Origin of the sequence: Undibacterium sp. RuRC25W, from assembly GCF_049339825.1 — a bacterium.
GTDB lineage: Bacteria > Pseudomonadota > Gammaproteobacteria > Burkholderiales > Burkholderiaceae_D > Undibacterium.
This window is the reverse complement of sequence record NZ_JBMPPD010000013.1, coordinates 1-22,445: the sequence shown is the minus strand read 5'-3', so window position 1 is coordinate 22,445 and position 22,445 is coordinate 1. Positions and strand designations below refer to the sequence as shown.

Here is a 22,445-nt window from a genome sequence, read left to right as displayed (position 1 = left end):
AAAATCATTTCAGCGTCGTCGCGCCGAAGTGTCATACCCTGCCGGGATCATTTTTATCAGTCCCGTCGAATAAAAAATCCGTTATCCTTTTTGAGGATAACGGATCGTCAGTGTAAATCAGCTTTGAATGGCTGACTTGAATGAGCGATCAATGGACAACATAGGCCGTATTATCCCACTTCAGCATGTTCCACAAGAAAGAATACGTAATGGCGCTCATATCGGCACGTTGGGTATTATTTGCTGCACCACCGTGACCACCTTCGGTATTTTCAAAATACCAGACATGCTGATGGCCTTGATCAAGCATCTTTGCTGCCATTTTCCGCGCATGACCGGGATGGACACGGTCATCGCGGGTGGACGTGATAAAAAGCACATTGGGATATGTGACGTTAGCTTTAATATTTTGATAAGGTGAGTAGGCTTTAATATACGCCCATTCATCGGCTATATCAGGATTACCATATTCTCCCATCCACGATGCTCCTGCCAGTAATTTATTAAAACGTTGCATGTCCAGTAATGGCACCTGACTGACGATGGCATTAAATAGTTCAGGATGCTGGGTCAGTGTCACGCCCGCCAACAAGCCGCCATTACTTCCTCCCATGGCCCCCAAATGTTGTGGGCTGGTAATTTTGCTCGTGATTAAACTCTGAGCAACTGCCACAAAGTCATCATAGGCGCGTTGGCGGTATTCTTTTAATGCTGCCTGATGCCAGCGTGGTCCATATTCGCCGCCACCTCGAATATTGGCGACAACGTAGACGCCGCCTTTCTCCAGCCAAGCTTTACCCAACGTGCCAGAATAGGAGGGCGTCAGGGAAATCTGAAATCCACCGTAACCGTATAGCAGGGTAGGGTTGTTGCCATCGGCCCGCAGATCTTTTCGCTTAACGATAAAGTAAGGAATTTTTGTACCATCGTTTGAGGTAGCAAATTGCTGAATTGTTTCGTAGGGCGAAGCATCAAAAAACGCAGGCGCCGATTTTAGCGTGTTGCGCTGATCATTGCCTGCATGGGCTAAGAGATACACACTGGGCGTCAGATAATCAGAGTAACTGAGCAGATAATCGTCTGTTTTTTTCGGATTCATCGGGCTGATCAAAACGCTGCCCAGCGTTGGTAATGTCACCTCGCGCGTTGACCATTTGCCGTCTTTTAACGACCATTCATTCAGTTTGCCTTTGACATTGTCTAGCGATTGTACAAGAAGGAAATGACGCGTTGCCGCTAAACTGGTGAACGAAGTACTTTCGCTTGGTGCAAATAAGATATTGAACTGCCTGTCACCTTTTTCAAACGCTGCAAAATTAATCGCCAGAACTGCGCCTGAAGGATACGTCTTGTCTTTTAACGTCCACGCTTCTCTCAATGTGACGATGAGTTGATCCTCAAAAAAGCTCAGGTCAGACTGAGATGGCACATCGAGTTTTTGTAATTTTCCATGGTCGCGCAGATACTGCTCTGAACTGTAAAAATCAATTTGTCTTTGTACTAATTCGTAATGGTAGCCACCGTGATTGACACTCTGGGCTGCAACGGACAGATCCGTGCTTTTACTTTCCAGTATCAGTTTTGCAGCGGTGATCGGCGTGCCACGCTTCCATTCTTTGACCTGGCGCGGGTAGCCTGAGTCTGTCAACGTATCCTTACCAAAATCGGTGGCGATGAAGACGGTGTCGAGGTCGCGCCAATCCGCAGTGAGCTTTGCTTCAGGTAAGTTAAAACCGTTTTTTACAAACTGTTTGGTGCGCAGGTCAAATTCACGCAATGTCACCGCATCGGCACCGCCGTGCGACAATTCGATCAAGCAACGGTCATACACAGGTTCACGACACACGCTGTTTTTAAATACCCAGTTTTCTTTTTCATTTTTTGCCAGCGCATCAATATCTAACACGGTGTCCCATTTTGGATTGCTCTTACGATATTCTTCTAGGGTCGTTTTACGCCATACACCGCGCGGATGCTCTGCATCCATCCAGAAATTGTAGACCGCATTACCCATCTGAGTAATGCCAGGAATTCGATCTTTGGAGTCTAAAATTGTTTGCAATTGACCGCGCAATTGTTGAAATCCAGCATCATTATCGAGTTTGTTGCGTGTTTCCTGATTACGTAACTTGACCCAATCCAGTGCTTTATCTCCGGTAACGTCTTCCAGCCACAGAAAAGGGTCTTGGTTCTGTGCAATACTTAAACTGGCGACACTACACAGGCAGATTGCTGCAAGGATATTGGATGGGTGTCTCATGGTTTCTCCGATTGTTGATCGTTAGACGAATGATGATACGGTTTGCTTACTTTTTAGGTCAGCTGGTCGTTCCCGCCGCGAAGATGTGGATCTTTGGCGATGATGAATCATAATCGAAACCAGAAGAAAAAGGCCGCTACATTTTCAGGCAGCGGCACTTTGTTTTCGAAGCGAAAAAAGGGGGATTGAGGAGTAGTCCTGGTGATCAGTCGTGGTTAATAGCTAGTGACCAGACTGGCGTCTTTGACCTCACTAGCAGCATAAAAAAGGAGGTAGTATGTTGCAGCTGATGGTGCCAGCAGGTTGATCGTTTCTGTATTACCCGCACCCGATGATTTGACATCATAGCTTGTGAGCGTGGGCGCGACGGCTAACTTCACGTATACTTCTCCACCACTACCGCCTATTCGTTTAATCGTCAGTTTTTTAGCACTAGCCGGAACTTGGATTTTATACAGCTGTCCGCTACCTAGAGGTAGATTAACGTGATCGACGCTGACGCCTTTCTTTAAAATGATTTCTGTACTAGTCGAAGGACAACTCACCCCCACTGTCAAAAATGCATTCGTGACGTCGGCAACATTGTAGTTACGATTCGCCGCCGCTTTTTCAACGCCGCACGCACCTTGGTTGAAGGTACTGTTACTTGTCCAGTAAAACCGGTTAGCATCTGCCATCACTTCAAATGCTTTACGGGTTGTCCAGTTTGGGCTAGTCGCTAACAAATAGAAGGCTTTATTGTAGACACCACTGGCTTCGTGTACATCAAGACTGCTGTTGTATTTATTGGCATTGTCTATTGATCGGCCATCTAGGGGTGGGTTAGAGAAATAACGTAATGCATCGCCAGATTTGATAATGTCGCTGCCAACTTTAAAATCGTTGTTTCCTTTGACGAAATACTTGACGGCTTCACCTGCCATATCAGAGAAAGCTTCGTTCATCGCACCTGACATACCAACGTACACCAGATTTGAGTTTTGTTCAGTAAATCCATGGCTGATCTCGTGTCCGATCACATCTAACGAGGTGAGTGGATAAAAACTCGAAGCGCCATCCCCAAAAGTCATGCCGGCACCATCCCAGAAGGCGTTTTCATATCCCACGCCATAATGCACCTTCATTTTGAGTTTCTGCGTGATAGGACGAATACCAAAGTAAGTCTGGTACATATTAAATACTTGATTGCCAAAGTAATGGGCATCATTCATTGGTGCGTAGGCACCATTGACTGGTAGTGCAGTATTACGTGGACAAGTAAAAGCGTGCAGCGTCCCGTTTCCTGAGGTCTTGTTAGCCATGTTATAGGTGTCAACATTCGTGCTACTGAGCTTACAATTGGCCCCATTGACGGTGATATCTAGAAACCGATAACCCTGCGTACTACCAAATTCGTACTGACCGGTTTTCTTGTTACCGCCTGGTCCCGTACCAGTCGCTGTATTGGTCAGTCCCTCCCATTGCTGCACGATGAGGCCGGTATTGGCATCGATCAAAAAATGCGGTCGTGATGGCCGGTTGGGATGTGACGTATCAATGAGTGATACCAGATAGACTAACTGAGCACTTCCTCCCTGATTGAGACGCACAAATAATTGTACTTGCTCGTTCTCAGTTGCTGTCGTCCGTGCACGCGTTTTGGCAAGGGAGAGAATTTGCTCGGCGTTGTAGAACGGTTTTATATCTGGGACGTCTTTAACAACGTCACGCAAAATTGCACCTGCCAGTGCAGGATGTTGAGCGCCGGGTGTGACGAGTTCTGTCACGGTTTCTCCCCATACAGGAATGCCTTGATGGTATTGCTGGTACCGCGTGATTTGTTTGCCATTGGCGTATTGTTGACTCCGCACGGGACGCAGCTCTTGATCGCTTAAGCCTAACAATTGATGTGCTGTCTGGGGCGTGTCGGCATTGAAGGCTCTGCCGCTATTGAGAGGAAGAAACTGTTCCAGTTCGATCCGCTCCGCTGCTTGCGCAGACAGAGTGCTAGCAGCGAACAGAGCCACGAGGGATGGTCGTAGTGCATATTTATTTGCAAAAGATAAGCGCATTTTTTCTCCGGTGGTGGCGTGAAAACACACGTTTGCAGTTGGTCCCATTCTGCATCGTGGTTGCCAAAAGTTAATAGACGTTATCAGTCTCGCGCAATAACGAAGCCCACAGAGTGCAGTCATGGATAGACGAAGATGTTGTCTATACGTCCGTTTTTACGTACGGTCTGATAACGATAAACAGTTGATCAGAGATCGGAGATCAGGCAGATTTTAAGTGTGTCGTAATGTTTCAAACTCATCTGAGAAAACGGCGACATGTGGTGGTGGCAAGATGAAGGTAGAGCGAGAGATGCAATTCAATCTCAGGGGTGCTAGCAAGTTACAGTTGCTTGCAAAAAAAATGCGCTAGGAGTGATGCTTGGTCGCTTTAGTACGCGTGACGATATTCTGTCTGATCCATTTCTGCATATCCTGCCAGATCCGTTCAATTTCGATATCAGGTGGCATTTGGCTTGCATTCGGCAATTCTATCGTCACGACGGGAATGTCTTTGTGCAGACCACTATAGTTGCCCAACGAGCCTGGATAGACACCGACCCGGTTATAGATCAGACGCCCAAAGCGGCTCGGTGGCGATGTCGGGCCATCAAAATCTAAGACGCCAAACGGTGCATGAACAGAGATGACGACATCGGGTTTGAATTTTTCTATCGTGTCGTACACCCAACGGCTTTCGGGTTCAGAAATCGGTGCTTTACCTGGGTAGCGGCGTGGATCGCTGCGCGTGACGCGAGACCAATAAGCTGGCGCTTCTTTTTGCCAGTCTGGGGTCGGGAAATTACGATTGAGATCAATGCCGTGGGCGTTCATGCGACGCGGTTTGGGCGCCAGCAAACCATCGGGGTTCACAACGGGTGCGACCTTCCATTGAAACTCTTGCGTACTACTTTTTTGCATGTCTCCCAGCCATTTAAAGACGATCGCCGATGCCGTCTGCTCGTCACCATGGATCCCACCAATCAGTAAAATTTTGATGGCGTGGGGATGTTTGCTATCCGCATTGATATCGCGTGACAACAAGGGAAAACCGTTAAGCGATTTCGTGCCCGTCGCTTGTAATTTGGCATTTTGGCAATCGTTGACTGAGACCTTGGGTAAACGTGCTGCCAGCGGCGTACACCAGTCTGTGACGACCTTTGTTTTTGTAGATGCAGGTGTTGCTGACCGCGCTGAGGCGGCAGGCGTGGAAGGTGCGGCGGTGGCTAAAGCCGGAAAGAATGAAGCGCACGCCGCGATCAACAACGCAGCATGCGCTTTTATGTTCACTTCTGAGTAAAACCGGTTGCAGCAAGATGCAATGACACTACTTTTCAACGGACTCCATTGCATCTCTACTTCAACTCCTTACTTTGTTTACTTTAGACCTGCGGCGGCGCGCAGAATGGCTGCTTTGTCAGTGCGTTCCCATGTGAACTCAGGCTCTTCACGACCAAAGTGACCGTAAGCAGCAGTTTTAGAGTAAATTGGGCGCAGCAGATCGAGCATTTGGATAATCCCTCGTGGACGCAAGTCAAAATGTTCGTTCACCAATGCGGCGATCTGATCATCAGGAATCACACCAGTACCTTCAGTGTAGACAGTCACGTTCATCGGACGGGCAACACCAATCGCGTAAGCAACTTGGATCTGGCACTGACGCGCGAGACCAGCAGCGACGATATTTTTCGCAACATAACGCGCTGCGTACGCTGCAGAACGGTCGACTTTTGTAGGATCTTTACCAGAGAACGCACCACCGCCGTGTGGGCAAGCGCCACCGTAGGTATCGACGATAATTTTACGACCTGTTAAGCCGCAATCACCTTGCGGACCACCGATCACAAAACGGCCAGTCGGGTTAATCAGATACTTCGTATCTTGCAACCATTCTTTTGGCAGTACTGGCTTGATGATCTCTTCAATCACGGCATCAATGAAGGATTGCTTCATTTTTGCCGCTGATTCACTTTGATCAGGGCTGTGCTGTGTGGATAACACGACTGTATCGATACTGTGTGGCTTACCATCGACATAACGCATGGTGACCTGGGATTTTGCATCCGGGCGCAAGAATGGCAGACGGCCATCTTTACGCAACTGCGCTTGACGTTCTACCAGACGATGCGCGTAGTAAATCGGTGCAGGCATCAATTCTGGTGTTTCATCGCAAGCATAACCAAACATCAGACCCTGGTCGCCAGCACCGATGTTGAGGTAATCATCGCTGGCGCGATCAACGCCCTGAGCAATATCGTTGGATTGTTTGTCGTACGCCACCAGTACCGCGCAACCTTTATGGTCAATGCCATAATCGGTATTGTCGTAGCCGATACGCTTGATCGTGTCACGTGCTACCTGGATGTAATCGACGTGAGCGTTTGTGGTGATTTCACCTGCCAGAACGACCAGACCAGTATTGGTCAGGGTTTCGGCAGCAACGCGGGAACGTGGATCTTGTTCAAGAATCGCATCCAGAATCGCATCAGAGATCTGATCCGCGACTTTGTCCGGATGTCCTTCGGACACGGATTCGGAGGTAAAAAGAAAATCATTTGCCATCGCAGGCTCCTATAAAAAATGACCGTAAAAAATTATGCCGCAGTCGAAAAGAGAACCTGCGACGCTTTAGCGGAACTTGTATACCGCCTCGCAAGTTGTCTGTTAACTCGGCGGTGGCTTGCTTTTGTGCTCCAACGGAACGTCCAAAGCAAGCCAATATGTGATATTTTACGCCTTCTATTCAAGCTGTGTCGAATACCCTTCATTTTTTCTACTACTCTTGATCAGCCTCATGCTCGTCACTCTATTCCGTTTCTTATCAATTTTCCCTCTGTCAGTGCTGCATTTTGTTGGCGCGATACTGGGGCGTCTCGTCTATTTGTTGTCAGGATCATATCGGCAGCGGTTGCAAGAAAACCTCGCACGCGCGGGTTTTTCTGACCATATTGGCGACGCCATCCGCGAAGCAGGCAAGAATGTGCTCGAACTCCCATTTATCTGGTGCGCTAAACCGGAACGGGTGTTAGCAACGGCAACAATGGAAAACTGGGACATCCTTCAAGAGGCATTAGATGCCAAAAAGGGCGTTATTTTATTGACGCCTCATTTAGGCTGTTTTGAAATTGTGGCGCAAATGATTGCCGTCAGAACGCGCTTGACTGTTTTATATCGCCCCCCGCGTAAAGACGCCCTCAAACCACTCATTGAGGGCGCCCGCGCCCGCGACAATTTATTGCTCGCTGCTGCCAACCTGTCGGGGGTGCGGATCATGGCAAAGGCGCTGAAAAAAGGCGAAGCAATTGGGTTGCTGCCCGATCAGGTGCCGCAAGAAGGTGAGGGCGTCTGGGCAAATTTTTTTGGTAAGCAGGCCTATACCATGACCTTGTCAGCAAAACTGCACAGCATGAGCGGTGCACCAATTATTCTGACCTACGCCGAGCGTTTGCCCCATGGCAAAGGGTTTGTCGTACGTTTTGTGAAATTTGAAGAAGAATTAACAGGTGACGTGACGCAACAAGCCGAAGCGATCAATCGTTCGATGGAAAAACTAATTGCTCGATCACCAGCACAATATTTCTGGAGTTATAACCGCTACAAGACGCCGGAAGGGGTGGCTGGTCCTAAAGCAACTACCGCGCGGGAGCAAGCATGAGACTAGTGCTCTTCCTGATGTGGCTCTTGCATTGGCTACCGTTGTCGGTGTTAGGCCGCATCGGTGCAGGTGTCGGCCGCCTGTTGTTTATGCTGATCCGCTCGCGCCGGCACATTACGCTGACTAATTTGCGCTTGTGTCTGCCGCATCTGAGCGAAGTCGAGCGGGAAAAAATAGCGAAACAGCACTTTGAAATGTATGCACGCAGCGTGCTGGAACGCGGCATTTTGTGGTGGGGCTCTGAAGCCCGTTTAAAACGGCTGATTCAGGTTGATCCAAAAGTGCCGCTGGAGGTGATTCAATCTGGACCGACGATTTTGATGTGCCCGCATTTTGTCTGTCTGGATGTGGCTGGTGTGGCGGTGATGCTGGAATCCTCTTTGTGTTCGATTTATACCGAACAACGCAACAAGGTGTTCGATCGCGCATTACGACAGGGGCGATCGCGTTTTCGTCCTGTCAAACTCTTTTCACGTGCCGAAGGTGTTAAGCCGATTATTCGTGCTATGACCAAAGAAGGCTTACCTTATTTCATGTTGCCAGACATGGATTTTGGGGTAAAGAACGCTGAATTTATTCCGTTCTTTGGCATTCCCGCCGCCACACTGACTGCGATGCCACGCCTCGCAGCCAGTACCGGCGCCAGAATTGTGCCGGTCATTGCGACCATGTTGCCACATTATCGTGGCTGGAAAGTGACGTTTCATCCGCCTTGGGAAAACTATCCCGGTGACGAAGATATGACCACCGCGACGCGGCGTATGAACGCGTTTATTGAGCAAGAAATTTTAAAAGCGCCGTCTGAATATTTCTGGGCACATAAACGTTTTAAAACACGTCCTGAGGGCGTTCCTAGCGTGTATTGATGAGTTGATTTGGATGCTGACTTTTCACTTTGACATGTTTGCACCATCGTTGACATAACGTTCTGAACCAATTTACAATCGACCCACAGGTGCTAAGGGGCGCCTCCCCGCACAAGAGGCTCTCACCCTGCTATTTCACGTATTTCACTTTGATTAATGTGAACTTGCCATTTTCGTTTGACGTCAGCGGGTCGTCGATAAGCGAATTGGAGCCTGTCATGTTAATGTCTTGTCGTAGTTTCTTTGTTCTCCTCCCCCAAACTGATTGTCAGTGGCCTTCTTTGCGAACCGATTTTTGTGGTCATGGAGCGTCGTTATGAATGCCTTGACGACTGAAATCAAAACCCGCGCACGGTTGTTGCTCAAACTGTTGCAAAATAAAAATGTTGCCGCCAATAAGCGAGCGCTTATGTTGAGTCGCAAGCAAAAATGGGCATTACCTGAGGAGTGGCAATTGCGCCATTGTCTCAATCTGGCTGCCGCCGATTGTGGTTTTCAGCATTGGGAACATGCCCGTGAAGTCTTAAGTGGAAGAGCCCTTGCTGGTGCAGATATGGGGGATTTCTGGCATGGTGCAGAGGTGGGTGGTTACACGAATCATTGGTTTTCAAGCTATGCGCAGGCGCTTACGCAATTACAGGCGCATCCAGATGATTATTTGTTGCCGTATCGGCGCCAGTATGTGGTTGTTGGTGTCGATTACGTTCGCGCTTTAGGAATGAATCCAGAGGACGCATCGTGGGACATCATCGGCCGCAATTTGATCGCGGGCTACAGCTCAAACAGCTGGCTAACATTAGCGCAATATCGTCTACAGGCAACACGCGTTGAACGTTTTGAAAAAATCTGGGATGTGCAGCAAAGTAAGTTGGATTTGCAATCGACTGAGGACGAAGCGCAACGCGTATTGAAATCGTTTGTACAACAGGGACGCTTGATTAAAATTCCTGAACAACGAAAAAAACGCTTGGTGATTTTGCAGTGGCTGGTCAATCAATTAGAGACGACACGCCGCTATTCAGAAGCAGAAATGAACAGGTTCTTTTTGGGTTTTCATGAAGACTATGCAACCTTGAGGCGCGAAATGATCGTGAATGGTTTGATGATCAGGCAAGAAGGGGTGTATTGGCGTCAGCCTGAAGATGTCGATATCGCCGTCTAAATAAAAATACTCCCCCTATCTGTCTCGAAAAAATGACCTTATGTCATTGCAATATAAGGACATCATTTTAATACTACGGGGGAGTATATTTTTCTCTTGGAAAGATTTACGGTAACAGCGCTACTTCACCAGGCAATAAACTATTTGCCGGAAATGCCTCGCCCAATTTGAGTTTGTCGTAGTAGGGTTTAAAATCTGGTGCTGTACCATCAAATAATTCTTGGAAATTATTGATGACAAAATAGGTTTCTTGATAGCTGTCGATTTTGTAGAGCGTATTAAGGCAGCGCTCAATATCGAGGTGGATATGACGCGACGTGGTACCGGGTGTTAGACAGTATTCGACTTCGCCACCCGACGACAAAATACCAGCACCATAAATCCGCATACCGTCTTTGGTATTGATCAGACCAAATTCTACGGTGTACCAGTACAAGCGCGCCAGTTGATCTAGGCCGCCTAATTTCATCGCCTTTAACCCGCCTTTGCCATACAACTGCATGTAGTCTGCAAAAACAGGGTTAAACAACATCGGTACGTGTCCAAAAAAGTCATGAAAGACGTCTGGTTCAACGATGTAATTAAATTCTTCTGGGGTGCGCAGCCAGACCGTGACCGGGAAGCGACGGTTGGCCAGATGTTCAAAAAACGTCAGTTCCGGAATCAGTCCCGGCACAGCAACAATCGTCCAGCCCGTTGCTTTGAATAATTCTTCTGAGGTTTTAGTAAATTCAGGAATGCCATCCGCGGCATTCATTTGCACGAGTGCGTCGATAAACTCATCACACGCACGACCTGGCAATAAGCTCATTTGACGTTGATACAGTTTTCGCCAGAGCGCATGCTCTTCGTTGGAATAAGAATCCCAGTGTTGCTGAACGACATATTGTTCGTCAGCGTGCGTATAGTCACCACGCAGGGCCGCACCATCCGATTTGGTCGCGACGGTCGCTAAAAAATCTGCGTTCGAAACGGTAGTATCGAGAGTTGTCGTATCCATGTTTTTTCTTTGTTATTTTTTAAGGACAAAAAGCTGACCTTTTGACGTGTCAGCCTTTTGTTGTTGTCTCATTTCAGATAACGTTGATTCGCAAACGTTGATCAGGATAATCAGGCAGATGCCTTGTCCTCTTTCAATACGCCGCGACGAATCTGGTCAAGCTCAATCGATTCAAACAACGCACGGAAGTTACCTTCGCCAAAACCTTGATCGCCTTTACGTTGGATGATTTCAAAGAAGATCGGACCGATGACCGTAGTCGTAAAGATCTGCAATAACAGTTCACGTGATGTCTCTGTGCTCTTACCATCGATTAGAACGCGCAGTTTGCGCAGTTCTTCGAGGTTTTCACCGTGGCCTGGCAAACGGCGATCAACCAGATCATAGTAAGTCTCGATGGTGTCCTGGAAGCTCACGCCAGCAGTTTTCATATCGCCAACGGTTTTGTAGATATTGTCCGTACCCATTGCGATATGTTGAACGCCTTCACCATGGTACTGATCCAGGTATTCAGCGATCTGGGATTTATCATCAGAAGATTCGTTGATAGGAATACGGATTTTGCCGCATGGTGATGTCATCGCTTTTGATTTCAGGCCAGTGTGTTTGCCAGCGATATCGAAATAACGGATCTCACGGAAGTTGAACAGGGTTTCGTAGAAATCTGCCCATTCTTTCATGCGGCCACGGTGGACGTTGTGTGTCAGGTGATCGATGTAAGTCAACCCATTACCAAACGGATTAGAGGCAACACCTGGTAAGGCGACGAAGTCAGCGTCATAGATGCTGATGTTGCCGATAGCGCCTGGTTCTGCGCCATCTTTACCGTGCCAGCGATCAACGAAATAAATCAATGAATCGCCAATCCCTTTGATTGCAGGGATGTTCAATTCCATCGGACCGGTTTTGTTGTCAAAACCCCATGCACCTAATTCCAGCGCACGTTTGTAAGCGGCGTTCGCATCTTTAACGCGGAACGCAAAAGCACAAACAGACTGACCGTGCTTACGGGCAAATTTTTGTGCGAAAGAATCGGGTTCTGCATTGATGATGAAGTTGACATCGCCTTGACGGAATAAAGTTACATCTTTCGTGCGGTGTTTAGCAATCGCAGTAAAGCCCATGGTGATGAATAAATCGCCGAGTGCTTTTGGGTCTGGTGCTGCATATTCGATAAACTCAAAGCCATCGGTACCCATTGGGTTTTCCCATGTCTGTAATGTCATGCTGGTCTCCGTTATTAATAAGGTCAACGAAATTCAATGAAGTTCATTGGTGTTCATTCGTGTTCTACGCCATATTGATGCCGTTTTGATGGCGATTTGACGTAGATCAACGTATCAGTATAGTCCGTCAAACGCGCCATAAAATTTCAAAATAACCCAAGGAAAACAAAATATGAGCAATAATATTGCGTATATTAATAAATTTGTGGCAAGTTATGGCTGAAATAGTATTGGATAAAATTGACCGTAAAATTCTTGCTATCTTGCAAGCAGACGGACAACTGACAAATCAGGAAGTGGCTGAGCGCATCAATCTCTCGCCGTCGCCCTGTCTTCGACGGATTAATCGTCTGGAAGAAACAGGTGTGATTCGTAAGTATGTTGCCTTGCTTGAGCCAGCCAAAATTGGGCTCGGATTATTGGCGTATGTGAATGTGAGATTAGAAAAACACAGCGATCACCCTGGCAAAGGCGCCTCGCGTTCGCCTCGCGACGATTTCTCTGCTTCCGTAGCACAGTGGCCCGAAGTCGTCGCCTGCTATGCGATGACGGGTGAAATGGATTACTTATTGCGTGTTCATGTGGAAGACATGGATCACTTCTCACGTTTCATGATGGAAACGCTATTGCGCCATCCATCCGTACTTGATGTGAAATCGAGCTTTGCTTTGCAGCAGATTAAAGAGACAACGGCACTGCCTGTCTTGGGGGGAGGGGCATAGTTAATTTCACACAGCAGTAAATTTGTGTTTTAGTTAAAGAGGGCGTCCATTCGATCGTAATACGATCAATCTGTACCCTGAAATTGCCGCAAACCATCCAAATCAAGAATAGTAATGCCACCGTAGTCGTGAGTAATGAGCCCCTGCTTTTCCAGAACCTGTAACACCTGATTGGCGCGCTGCCGCGTGGTTTTACACAAATAGCCAATTTCTTCCTGGGAAATTTGCAAATATAGACCGGAATTCGGATTTAAATGTGGGTGAAAAAGCGCTGCCAGACAACGTGCAACGCGAGTGTCTAGGTTTAATAACATAAATCAGTCCAAGAAATTGTCCGCACCCCCGTGCGTTCTGGCGCAATTATTCAAAACTGTTTTTCTTATCACTTTACCCCAGCGGCATTCATGGTGGAAAGTGCTGCACAGTATTTGGGCTGCACGGTAATTCCCGCGGGCGTTGGGCAAACAGAAATGCAGGTGCAGGCCATTGCGGCATTACGTCCGCAAGTCTATGCAGGAACACCAAGTTTTTTAAAGTTAATTCTGGAAAAGGCACAGGAACTAGGTGCTGACATCAGCAGTTTAAAATATGCCCTTGTCGGTGCTGAAGCACTTCCTCCATCGTTGCGGCAATGGCTACAACAAAATGGAGTAGAACGTGTTTTGCAAATGTATGCCAGCGCAGACATTGGAAATATAGCCTATGAAACAGTGAGTGATAACGAGATCAATCCAGGCATGATTCTGGATGAAGAGCTTTTGCTTGAAATTGTGCGCCCTGGTACCGGCGATGTTCTTGCTGCTGGTGAAGTGGGTGAAGTAGTGATCACTTCATTTAATTCTGATTATCCATTAATCCGCTTTGCCACAGGAGATTTGTCGGCAATTTTGCCAGGAATTTCTCCGTGTGGAAGAACCAGTCAACGCCTTCGTGGCTGGTTAGGACGTGCGGATCAGACCACAAAGATTCGTGCTATGTTTGTGCATCCGTCACAGATCAGCGATATCCTGCGAAGACATCCAGAAATCAACAAAGCGCGCCTAGAAATAACCGGAAAAGTGTCGCGCGACATCATGACGTTGTACTGCGAGGTGAGCAATCCAGACGATGAATTCGCAGAGCGTCGCATCGCCAGTATTATTTCTACGATCCGCGATGTGACTAAATTGCGCGCAGACGTTAAATTACTCAACCTAAATGACTTGCCCAATGATGGTCGCGTGATTGCCGATTTGCGCGATTATACGTAAAAGCGAAGATGCCAGATTTGGCGGTACGGTCAAGTTGTCGCCTCTAGCCGAAAGCGCATAAAATGGTCGGAAAAATTCATACCGCTGTAGCCTTCGATCATTCGTTGCGCTTTGGAAGTCATACGCATGAGTTCGATCCAAGCCAAGAGATTTTTGACGGACTGAAAGGATTTGAATAGTGCATACGCTCTCGTTGCGTCATCGAAGCCCGCCAAGAGCGGGCTTTTTGCTACCTTATTTCTGTCTTATTCCTGGCAAATGCCTGATCCATTTCACCGCCGCACGGGTATTGGCTTTGATCGTGTAATCGATGGAGGCTACTTGTTCTTGTACTGCCTCCCGCAAGACGCTCGCTGGGTTAGCAGGAAGTAGTTTGAGGTAGGCATCTGCCTCACCGTATTCACGATGAATTTCCATACCTGCTTTTTTGGCAATATGGATCATGGTCTGATTCGACGACAGACAATGCATGTATAAGGTATCGACGTCAGCATTGCGGCAATGAATAGCGCCGCGCTCAAATAATTTTGCGCCAACACCTTTGCCACGGGCGGTTTTTGATACGGAGACGCCGAATTCGGCGACGGTATCTTTATCGGTGGCTTCGTCTTTTTCGCTGCGTGGAGCAAAGGCTAAATGGCCGACGCCAACCAGTCGGAAGTGGTGACTCATGACGCCAAAAACCTTGTCACGTGAGAAATCGATCCCTTCCACGTATTTCTCTACCATCGCATCAGGTAAATACGTACCAAAGCGCAATAGGCGGTCACTTTCCTCCAAGGCAAGAAAATGCCGCAGAATACGATGTCTATCTTTTTCTGATAGCTCTTTGACGTAAATACTCGCTTTGCCCGATCCGCTGGACTTACTGAAATTCATGGGGAAAATATCGATAGGATTCATTGTTGCTCCTTGCTACAGCCAAATTGGTGCAGCGCACAAAGTATTCTAGACTATTCGTCCCAATTATTCCAGAAAAGCCTAAAAATAAGAAGAAATCACTTATTTTTAAATTGCTGCACCGCAAAAATTCTAGCTTCGCGGATCGCTTCTGGGATGCGTTGAGGCTGGTCGGCATACTCGCGGGCAATCTCTCCACCATTGACTTGTTGCGCTGCATGCAGAGCCGCTTCTAAAAATGCAGGCTGAGGAAAATCGATGTGCGCTAAACCGCTGCGACCGAAGCAATCGCATTCTGCCGCACGTAGCATATCGACAAAACGTTGCGGCTTTCGAAAGGCGTCATTGCGAATGAATAGCTCAACAAGGGTGGCTGGCCGCATTTCTAGCGCCCGACCCACGTTTCCATGATCGCGTGCAGTCATCAATGCAAGATCGCGGCATTCTGCGGGTACTTTTAGGCGTTGACAGACCTGATCGACTAATTTGGCGCTACGGTCCTCGTGGCCATGATGGCGGGGCCAGAGTTCGGGAGGCGTGGTGCCTTTACCGAGATCGTGTAGTAACGCCGCAAATCGGATTGGGAGTGAATAACCTTTAGCCGCAGCATAATCAATGACCAGCATGACATGAACGCCGGTATCGATCTCAGGGTGATATTTTTCTGGCTGTGGAACACCCCATAGGGCATCGAGTTCCGGTAGTAGGCGTTTAAGTGCGCCACAAGCACGTAGGACCTCGAACATCCTTGAAGGTTTTACTTCCATTAAACCGCGCGATAATTCCTGCCACACACGTTCTGGGACCAGCGCATCGACTTCTCCAGCGTCAACCATGGATGACATGAGCGCCATGGTTTCGGGGGCGACTGAAAAATCATAAGGTGTGACCGAAAAACGTGCGGCAAACCTAGCCACGCGTAATATTCGCACCGGATCTTCTGCAAACGCATCAGACACATGCCGAAATACCCGTTGCTGGAGATCTTGTTGTCCATTAAACGGATCATGAATGACGCCTTGTTCGTCTTGCGCCATCGCATTGATGGTTAGATCACGTCGTATCAGGTCTTGTTCTAACGAGACGTGTTCATCGGTATGAAAGACAAATCCCTTGTAACCAGCTGCCGTTTTACGTTCGGTGCGGGCCAGCGCATATTCTTGGTGGGTTTTAGGATGAAGAAAGACCGGAAAATCCTTGCCTACCGGACGAAATCCTTCGGCCAGCATTTGCTCTGGCGTACTGCCGACGACGACATAATCGCGGTCTTGAATAGGTAACCCGAGCAATACATCACGAACGGCGCCGCCGACAATATACGTCTTCTTCATTGCTATTTTTCAGAACGGGCATCATGCCATGCCATGGTTTCAGTTTCAGCACAGGCTTCACGTATCCATTGCATGACCGCTGGGTGGGCGGTAACGCGGTCTGCGTATGCTTGTAATGCAGGTGCGAGCGAGACACCGTAACTACGGAAACGCATCACAACCGGCGCGAAATATGCATCTGCAACAGAGAAGTCACCAAACAGGTAATCATGTGCGCCGTGACTAGCAAAACACTCTTCCCAGATTTCGCAAATACGACCAATATCGGCCTGCGCGCCGAGTGTTCGTCCTTTACCATGAAGAGAGGCGCGAATATTCATTGGCATATCAAAGCGCAGCGATGAAAAACCGGAATGCATCTCGGCGCAGATGCTACGTGCATGCGCTCTTGCTGCAAGATTTTTCGGCCATAAGTGAAACTGTGGAAACTGATCTGCTAAAAATTCGCAGATTGCCATTGAATCCCATACCTTGATGTCATTCATCAGCAGTATCGGCACTTTTCCTGCCATAGAGTAATTGGTAATGCGAGTCGTGGAATCCGGTTGACCAAGAGGAATTCGCACCTCTTCAAATGGAATGCCGAACGCCTTCATTAATACCCATGGTCGCATTGACCATGAAGAATAATTTTTATTGCCGATGACCAACACGATCGGTGATCGTCGATCATTCATAATCGCAGCCAGAGCTGGGTGGATTTCAGTGTCTTGCATTATTGTTTGCTCTCGTCAGGTAATTCTGCATCGCTGGCCGACATGCCCTTTGGCACGACGATTCCCAGACGGGCTTTTAAAGACTGTGGTTTCCTTTCGAACAGCGCTGCGTAGTAAGTCGCATTGGATAGGACGTTTTTAACGTAACCACGCGTTTCGTTGAACGGGATCGTTTCAGCAAAGATGGCACCCTCGACCGGCCTCGTTAGCTTGGCACGCCACGCACGTGGTCGCCCCGGTCCGGCGTTGTAGGCAGCTGATGCCAGCGCCTGAGACCCACCCAAATCGGTCAGCACCATATTCAAATAATTGGTGCCGAGCACAATATTGGTATCAATGTCATTCACTTGCGTAGGGACAAAGTTATCCAAGCCCATTTTTTTTGCGACATAACGGGCTGTCGCTGGCATGATTTGCATCAATCCAGAGGCGCCGACTTGGGACTTCGCTGTCATGATAAAGCGTGATTCCTGTCGTATCAGGCCGTAAACCCAGGCCATATCTAAGCCCAGTGTCTGGGTTGTTTTGTACATGCTTTCATTAAATGGTGTCGGAAAACGCTGGTTAAAATCAACCTCACTTTTGGTTCGGTCTGATGTGTTCACCATTCTATCGAGCAGATTATTTTTACGTGCTAATTCGGCAGCAATTAAGTGTTGACGCTCACTGAATTTACGCAACTCCCAATTCCATTCACGGTTACCTTCGGTACGTAAATTCATCGAATAAAATTTCAAGGCTCGCTGCATATTAGGGTTTTTTTCTATTGGCGCGAGTTCTTCAGCACTGACTGGTCGGGTAGCGATAGGAACACCAATTTTTTGCCCATTTTCTTCGAGTGATAATTGGCCATAAAAATGGATCTGATCGGCGATGCCCGCAAACATTTTCCGAGCTTCATCGTTTTTACCTTCGGCTTTTAAGGCGCGCCCCATCCAATAAATCCAGGTCGGAATATTTTTTAAGTTGGCAGGCATTGCGTTGATTGCATTTTTCAGTAACTTCCAATCGCCCTCACGTAATGCCGTGCGTGCACGCCATTGATAGGCCTCATAAGAGAACGTGGCGCCATCTGCCCGAACCCAGTAGGCGAGGGCGTCTGGTTCTAGCTTTAGTGCAGATTGCAGCGCAATTTGTGCCCATGCATTGCTAAGTTGTTCTTCGTTTAATCTGTTACTAAAACGTGATAACAATGCTGCTGCGTCAGATGGATCACTTTTCGCAATACGTCCTAGCGCTATGACGAATAATTCTCGGCTGGATTGATTGCTCTCCGGACCTTGCTTAAAAAGTTTTTCTGGTTTATCGAACAATAGGGTAATTTTTTTCTCAGGCAGCTCGAGTAATTTTCCTATTCTCTGGGCCAACGGTTGCGCGCCGTTTTCTGCTGCCATTCGCATCTGGGTCCAGAGATCGGACTGGGTGAATTGTCCGATGGCTGTCAAGTAGGTGACCAGCGTGTAGCAACCATCCCCATAATCACGTGGTGCATTGAGTAAATTTTGAGCCTCAATGTTGACTTTTTGACCTTTGACTGCTTTTGACAAAACTGCATAACAACGCAATTGATTATCGTCCGCCACAACAAAGAGCGGATATTGCTGATCAAATATGTCCCAGTTGCCGCGTTTGCCAAGCAGGCTTAGCCAATCATTACGCATTCTGTCGGCGATAGCACTGCCTTCATATTTATTGATAAACTCAACAATTTCCGTGTTCGATGCTTTTAGTAAATGCGCCCGGATACGGTAGTAGTCTACGTAGGAAGGAATGTCGTAGGAGGCTAGTGCTGACGCATGCAGTTCTGCATTCGCTGCATCATCATGATAGGCTGCATCGCGCAATGCCATGAAGCGGTCATCATCGTTGATAAAGCTTCTCTTGTCGATAGCAGAGCAAGAGCCAGGAAAAGCGCTTAAACCTGCTAAGATGACCAGAGTAATTTGTGCTATTTGATATTTTACTGACATCTTGGGATCGTTATAAAAAACTAATTTCTGACAGTATGACACAGCCATCACCCAGCGCACACATGACGACAACAGAAGTTCTTAACGAACGTCGCACATTGCGCAAACACTTGTTACACCAGCGGCGTCAGATTGATCTGCAACAGCGCCAACGCTGGGATCAGTCCTTGATTGATCATTTGCTCGCTTGGTGCGAGGAGGAAAAGCCAGCCAGTCTTGCCGTGTATTCACCAATCCAGTGTGAGCCCGATGTAGGCGGATGTTATTCCAAGATCAGTGCCATGGGGATTCAGATTGCTTTTCCACTTGTCGTTGCAAAAGAGATGCCTTTACAATTTCTTGCGTGGAAGGAAGGTGATCCGATGACAAAGGATGACTTTGGGATACCGGTACCGCTTCAGCGCGATCACTTCGTTATACCGGAAGTCCTGTTGATTCCGTGTGTTGGCTTTAACTCGCGCAACTATCGTCTTGGTTATGGCGGTGGCTTTTATGACCGTACGCTGAGTCAGTTGCCATCCGCGATCTCGATTGGTATTGCTTATCAGAATCAACACTGTGAGTTTGAGCCAGGGATCCATGATGTTGCCATGACGAAGATCCTGACTGAAAGCAGCTCGTAAGTTCGGATTTACTTCAACAATTACGATGGTAGACATGCCTATCGCTTGGGGCAGCGCGATAGTTGTATGACTCATCGAATTCTTTTTCTGTTCAATGCGTTAATTTGTGACGTGAGAAAATTCTGTTTTCTCTTAAGTTCACTTAATACATTGTCAAGTTCGGTAAATTGTTTTGGGTATATTTTCTGGACGGAATTTAAATGTGTTTGTATCGTTTCTGCGCGTGACTGTAGATGGTTCAGTTGCGTGTTGAGACCATTTATTTCATTCTTCAGCGAGCCGCCAGTCGATAGATGGTTGGCGATGATTTTTCCAGCTCGTACGCATAGCCCCTTGAGTAGGAGACACTACCGTAGTTGTCTGTGTTTTCGTCGTCCATCTGAAGCGCAAGGCCTTCGGCAGCGTTGCCCTTTGCAGTAGTTAAACTCTTTCCATTGCCGGTGGCTTCGACGCCATTGATTGTTCCAGCAACAATTTTACCAGTGATAGTGGTATTGATGGTACCGAGGATAGACACGACATCGGTGTCGTTTTCATTGGAGATTTGGACACTCAAGTTCGTGCCGTAGCTTTCTGAATGAGTTTTCAGATAACCATTACTATCAATAATCGGAATGAACGGTGGATTGCGGTTCAGTCTGAGGTTTAGTTTGCAATTGGGATGAGATGCGTCAATCTCATCCCAATAGGTAGCTTGAGATTAAAAGCCAGCCGCTAAACCATCTGGATTTCTCGGGTCAGAGTAACCAAAGAACCCGTCTTTTCCAATTTGAATTGTCTGAGTTTTTCCCAAGACCTGTCCTGCTTTTAAATGCTGCCCTTGCTGCCGCAGAATTGATAGCGTATCGACGCTGATCCCTTTTTCGTACCGCAACTGATCGGGCATCCACTGTTGATGAATGCGTGGCGTCACCGTCGCTTCAGCGACATTCATATTGAAGTCAATCACATTGATGATCATTTGTAAGGTGGTGGTAATGATACGGCTGCCACCTGGGCTGCCGGTAACCAGAAAGGGTTTATTGTCTTTTAATACTATCGTTGGTGACATCGAGCTGAGAGGGCGTTTGAAGGGTTGCACTTCATTTGCTGCACCGCCGATTAAACCAAATGCATTGGGTGCGCCAGGTTTTACGGAAAAATCATCCATTTCATCGTTTAAGACAATGCCGGTACCTGCAGCAACAATGCCGCTGCCAAAATTCAGATTGAGTGTGTAGGTCGTGGCAACGACATTGCCGAATTGATCTGCAACGCTGAAGTGGGTTGTCTGATCACTTTCATAAGCGACAGGCGTACCTGGTTTGATGCTTTCAGAGGCGGTTGCATGCGTCAGGTCGATTTTTTTTACCAATGTGTCAGCATAAGACTTCGAGGTGAGACCGGCTACAGGAACATGCAGAAAATCAGGATCACCCAGATACTCAGAGCGATCTGCATAGGCCAGTTTCATGACTTCGCTCAACTCATGCAGGGTCCTGGCACTATTGACACCCTGATCTGTGAGTGGAAAATGTTCCAACATATTGAGCATTTGCACAATATGTACGCCGCCGGAGCTTGGCGGTGGCATGGAGACAATTTGATAACCACGATAATTACCAGTGACGGGAATCCTTTCAATGGCCTTATAGTTTTTTAAGTCTGCTGCAGAAATTAAGCCATCGTGCTGCTGCATTTCGGTAACGATTTTTTTTGCTATTTCGCCTTCGTAAAATACTTTTGCCCCTTGCTCAGCGATCAGCTTGAGTGAATGCGCGAGATCTTTTTGGACCAGTTTTTCCCCAGTCGTCAAAGGTCTGCCATTTTTAAAAAAGATTGCTTTGCTGGCAGGCCATTTACCGAGGTGATCTCGTTCGGCATCAAGCAGTGATGCCAGATGCGGCGTAATTGGAAAGCCTTGTTCTGCGATGTGAATCGACGGTGCGATGATATCTGCGAGGCGCATGGTGCCGTACTTACGTAGCGCCAGATCTAACCCAGCGATGGTGCCAGGAACGCCGATGGCCTTATGGGTATAGATAGAACTGTTCGCAATGACGTTACCTTTGTCATCCAGATACATATCGCGGTGTGCTTTTGCTGGGGCTAACTCACGAAAATCGAGCGCAATATCTTTACCGGATTTTGCATCATGGATCACCATAAATCCGCCGCCGCCAATATTGCCAGCGTTAGGCAATACGACCGCCAGTGCGAAGCCGACTGCGACAGCGGCATCGATCGCATTACCACCGCGCTTGAGTATATCCGCACCAACTTGTGTCGCTAGTGCCTGTTCAGTGACCACCATCCCATTTTTTGTACTGACTGGGCTAACGATCGGGAAGTTAGTATCGTAGTGAACATTGGCGGCAATTTGTGCCTGACTGACATGACTGGTTACGCAGAATGCAGAGGCGAGAATGAGTGCGAGACAGATTTTTTTATTAATCAACACGGATGGGTCGCTCCAGATAGAGATAGGTGTATTCGGTTTGTCTGCGGAAAAATGGTTCGCGATTTCACTGCAAAAAACTTAATATTGTCATATTCTAACTGCATCGTAACAGAGCTGTTTTTTTTGTTCAGAATGAGATGATGTTAGGCAACAAAAAAGCCACCCGAATGAACTGCACCCCAAAAGTTGGACACCCGTCCTAACTTTTGGGGTGTTTTCATGAGTAAATACACAAAGCAATTCAAACTGGCCGTTGTTAAACGGTATCAAGAAGGTTCAGCGGGTTATCAAGCC

At 47.7% G+C, this 22,445-nt stretch carries 18 protein-coding genes and 2 pseudogenes; 6 read left to right on the top strand and 14 right to left on the bottom strand.

Going from position 1 to position 22,445, the window contains the following annotated elements; translation table 11 throughout:
* Positions 1 to 148 precede the first annotated feature (148 nt).
* The 4 genes from ACO0KV_RS07980 to metK all read right to left on the bottom strand — a co-directional run bounded on the left by ACO0KV_RS07980 (position 149) and on the right by metK (position 6,852).
* Positions 149 to 2,260: a prolyl oligopeptidase family serine peptidase gene (locus tag ACO0KV_RS07980; RefSeq protein WP_423041632.1), complete on the bottom strand. Its 2,112-nt coding sequence runs from the start codon at positions 2,258 to 2,260 to the stop codon at positions 149 to 151.
* Positions 2,261 to 2,475: 215 nt separating this feature from the next.
* A complete protein-coding gene (locus ACO0KV_RS07975) occupies positions 2,476 to 4,311 on the bottom strand; it encodes a M4 family metallopeptidase (RefSeq protein WP_423041629.1) in 1,836 nt (611 codons plus the stop codon).
* Positions 4,312 to 4,659: 348 nt separating this feature from the next.
* Complete coding sequence (locus ACO0KV_RS07970) at positions 4,660 to 5,643, bottom strand: M14 family zinc carboxypeptidase (protein ID WP_423041627.1); 984 nt, start codon at positions 5,641 to 5,643, stop codon at positions 4,660 to 4,662.
* Between the two features lie 24 nt (positions 5,644 to 5,667).
* On the bottom strand, positions 5,668 to 6,852 hold the full coding sequence (metK, locus tag ACO0KV_RS07965) for a methionine adenosyltransferase (RefSeq protein WP_423041625.1): 1,185 nt from the start codon (positions 6,850 to 6,852) through the stop codon (positions 5,668 to 5,670).
* A gap of 232 nt (positions 6,853 to 7,084) precedes the next feature.
* On the opposite strand from metK, the gene ACO0KV_RS07960 reads away from it, so the two are divergent.
* The 3 genes from ACO0KV_RS07960 (at position 7,085) to ACO0KV_RS07950 (ending at position 9,973) form a co-directional block, all read left to right on the top strand.
* Positions 7,085 to 7,945, top strand: coding sequence for a lysophospholipid acyltransferase family protein (locus tag ACO0KV_RS07960; RefSeq protein WP_423041623.1), 861 nt, complete (start codon positions 7,085 to 7,087; stop codon positions 7,943 to 7,945).
* On the top strand, positions 7,942 to 8,811 hold the full coding sequence (locus tag ACO0KV_RS07955; protein ID WP_423041621.1) for a lipid A biosynthesis acyltransferase: 870 nt from the start codon (positions 7,942 to 7,944) through the stop codon (positions 8,809 to 8,811). The genes ACO0KV_RS07960 and ACO0KV_RS07955 overlap by 4 nt, the downstream gene beginning before the upstream one ends.
* Before the next feature lie 316 nt (positions 8,812 to 9,127).
* The gene (locus ACO0KV_RS07950; protein ID WP_423041619.1) at positions 9,128 to 9,973 is read left to right on the top strand and encodes a DUF2087 domain-containing protein; all 846 of its coding nucleotides are present in this window, start codon (positions 9,128 to 9,130) and stop codon (positions 9,971 to 9,973) included.
* Positions 9,974 to 10,079: 106 nt separating this feature from the next.
* Here the strand turns inward: ACO0KV_RS07950 and phhA are convergent, their stop codons facing one another.
* Together phhA and hppD are read right to left on the bottom strand one after the other, a co-directional pair.
* A complete protein-coding gene (gene phhA / locus ACO0KV_RS07945; protein ID WP_423041617.1) occupies positions 10,080 to 10,973 on the bottom strand; it encodes a phenylalanine 4-monooxygenase in 894 nt (297 codons plus the stop codon).
* Positions 10,974 to 11,083: 110 nt separating this feature from the next.
* The gene (gene hppD / locus ACO0KV_RS07940; protein WP_423041615.1) at positions 11,084 to 12,199 is read right to left on the bottom strand and encodes a 4-hydroxyphenylpyruvate dioxygenase; all 1,116 of its coding nucleotides are present in this window, start codon (positions 12,197 to 12,199) and stop codon (positions 11,084 to 11,086) included.
* A 215-nt stretch (positions 12,200 to 12,414) separates the two neighbouring features.
* Here hppD and ACO0KV_RS07935 point away from each other — a divergent pair, with 215 nt between their 5' ends.
* Positions 12,415 to 12,921, top strand: coding sequence for an Lrp/AsnC family transcriptional regulator (locus ACO0KV_RS07935; RefSeq protein WP_423041613.1), 507 nt, complete (start codon positions 12,415 to 12,417; stop codon positions 12,919 to 12,921).
* Between the two features lie 65 nt (positions 12,922 to 12,986).
* On the opposite strand, the pseudogene ACO0KV_RS07930 reads toward ACO0KV_RS07935, so the two are convergent.
* Positions 12,987 to 13,232, bottom strand: a pseudogene (locus ACO0KV_RS07930) (Crp/Fnr family transcriptional regulator); the annotation flags it as partial.
* Between the two features lie 33 nt (positions 13,233 to 13,265).
* Here ACO0KV_RS07930 and ACO0KV_RS07925 point away from each other — a divergent pair.
* A pseudogene (locus ACO0KV_RS07925) lies at positions 13,266 to 14,171 on the top strand (phenylacetate--CoA ligase family protein); the annotation flags it as partial.
* A 234-nt stretch (positions 14,172 to 14,405) separates the two neighbouring features.
* On the opposite strand, the gene ACO0KV_RS07920 reads toward ACO0KV_RS07925, so the two are convergent.
* The 4 genes from ACO0KV_RS07920 to ACO0KV_RS07905 all read right to left on the bottom strand — a co-directional run bounded on the left by ACO0KV_RS07920 (position 14,406) and on the right by ACO0KV_RS07905 (position 19,088).
* The gene (locus ACO0KV_RS07920) at positions 14,406 to 15,074 is read right to left on the bottom strand and encodes a GNAT family N-acetyltransferase (RefSeq protein WP_423041610.1); all 669 of its coding nucleotides are present in this window, start codon (positions 15,072 to 15,074) and stop codon (positions 14,406 to 14,408) included.
* Positions 15,075 to 15,169: 95 nt separating this feature from the next.
* On the bottom strand, positions 15,170 to 16,402 hold the full coding sequence (locus tag ACO0KV_RS07915; protein WP_423041608.1) for a multifunctional CCA addition/repair protein: 1,233 nt from the start codon (positions 16,400 to 16,402) through the stop codon (positions 15,170 to 15,172).
* Positions 16,403 to 16,404: 2 nt separating this feature from the next.
* Positions 16,405 to 17,118 (bottom strand): glutathione S-transferase family protein, encoded by a 714-nt coding sequence (locus tag ACO0KV_RS07910; RefSeq protein ID WP_423041606.1) that lies wholly within the window; start codon positions 17,116 to 17,118, stop codon positions 16,405 to 16,407.
* Positions 17,118 to 19,088: a transglycosylase SLT domain-containing protein gene (locus ACO0KV_RS07905; RefSeq protein ID WP_423041604.1), complete on the bottom strand. Its 1,971-nt coding sequence runs from the start codon at positions 19,086 to 19,088 to the stop codon at positions 17,118 to 17,120. Before ACO0KV_RS07905 ends, ACO0KV_RS07910 begins: the two co-directional genes overlap by 1 nt.
* 62 nt (positions 19,089 to 19,150) lie before the next feature.
* Here ACO0KV_RS07905 and ACO0KV_RS07900 point away from each other — a divergent pair, with 62 nt between their 5' ends.
* The gene (locus ACO0KV_RS07900; protein ID WP_423041602.1) at positions 19,151 to 19,711 is read left to right on the top strand and encodes a 5-formyltetrahydrofolate cyclo-ligase; all 561 of its coding nucleotides are present in this window, start codon (positions 19,151 to 19,153) and stop codon (positions 19,709 to 19,711) included.
* Between the two features lie 71 nt (positions 19,712 to 19,782).
* Here ACO0KV_RS07900 and ACO0KV_RS07895 read toward each other — a convergent pair whose 3' ends face one another.
* From ACO0KV_RS07895 to ggt, 3 genes are all read right to left on the bottom strand, one after another.
* Positions 19,783 to 19,986, bottom strand: a complete 204-nt coding sequence (locus tag ACO0KV_RS07895; RefSeq protein ID WP_423041738.1) for a hypothetical protein — start codon at positions 19,984 to 19,986, stop codon at positions 19,783 to 19,785.
* Positions 19,983 to 20,267 carry a hypothetical protein gene (locus ACO0KV_RS07890; protein WP_423041600.1) on the bottom strand — a complete coding sequence of 95 codons (285 nt, stop codon included), beginning with the start codon at positions 20,265 to 20,267 and terminating at the stop codon, positions 19,983 to 19,985. Before ACO0KV_RS07890 ends, ACO0KV_RS07895 begins: the two co-directional genes overlap by 4 nt.
* Positions 20,268 to 20,411: 144 nt before the next feature.
* Complete coding sequence (gene ggt / locus ACO0KV_RS07885; RefSeq protein WP_423041598.1) at positions 20,412 to 22,151, bottom strand: gamma-glutamyltransferase; 1,740 nt, start codon at positions 22,149 to 22,151, stop codon at positions 20,412 to 20,414.
* Positions 22,152 to 22,445 lie beyond the last annotated feature (294 nt).

Excerpts from the sequence above, each read along its gene's own strand:
- ACO0KV_RS07980 (WP_423041632.1), bottom strand. The coding sequence starts at position 2,260 with ATGAGACACCCATCCAATATCCTTGCAGCAATCTGCCTGTGTAGTGTC.
- ACO0KV_RS07975 (WP_423041629.1), bottom strand. The coding sequence starts at position 4,311 with ATGCGCTTATCTTTTGCAAATAAATATGCACTACGACCATCCCTCGTG.
- ACO0KV_RS07970 (WP_423041627.1), bottom strand. The coding sequence starts at position 5,643 with ATGCAATGGAGTCCGTTGAAAAGTAGTGTCATTGCATCTTGCTGCAAC.
- metK (WP_423041625.1), bottom strand. The coding sequence starts at position 6,852 with ATGGCAAATGATTTTCTTTTTACCTCCGAATCCGTGTCCGAAGGACAT.
- ACO0KV_RS07960 (WP_423041623.1), top strand. The coding sequence starts at position 7,085 with ATGCTCGTCACTCTATTCCGTTTCTTATCAATTTTCCCTCTGTCAGTG.
- ACO0KV_RS07955 (WP_423041621.1), top strand. The coding sequence starts at position 7,942 with ATGAGACTAGTGCTCTTCCTGATGTGGCTCTTGCATTGGCTACCGTTG.
- ACO0KV_RS07950 (WP_423041619.1), top strand. The coding sequence starts at position 9,128 with ATGAATGCCTTGACGACTGAAATCAAAACCCGCGCACGGTTGTTGCTC.
- phhA (WP_423041617.1), bottom strand. The coding sequence starts at position 10,973 with ATGGATACGACAACTCTCGATACTACCGTTTCGAACGCAGATTTTTTA.
- hppD (WP_423041615.1), bottom strand. The coding sequence starts at position 12,199 with ATGACATTACAGACATGGGAAAACCCAATGGGTACCGATGGCTTTGAG.
- ACO0KV_RS07935 (WP_423041613.1), top strand. The coding sequence starts at position 12,415 with ATGGCTGAAATAGTATTGGATAAAATTGACCGTAAAATTCTTGCTATC.
- ACO0KV_RS07920 (WP_423041610.1), bottom strand. The coding sequence starts at position 15,074 with ATGAATCCTATCGATATTTTCCCCATGAATTTCAGTAAGTCCAGCGGA.
- ACO0KV_RS07915 (WP_423041608.1), bottom strand. The coding sequence starts at position 16,402 with ATGAAGAAGACGTATATTGTCGGCGGCGCCGTTCGTGATGTATTGCTC.
- ACO0KV_RS07910 (WP_423041606.1), bottom strand. The coding sequence starts at position 17,118 with ATGCAAGACACTGAAATCCACCCAGCTCTGGCTGCGATTATGAATGAT.
- ACO0KV_RS07905 (WP_423041604.1), bottom strand. The coding sequence starts at position 19,088 with ATGTCAGTAAAATATCAAATAGCACAAATTACTCTGGTCATCTTAGCA.
- ACO0KV_RS07900 (WP_423041602.1), top strand. The coding sequence starts at position 19,151 with ATGACGACAACAGAAGTTCTTAACGAACGTCGCACATTGCGCAAACAC.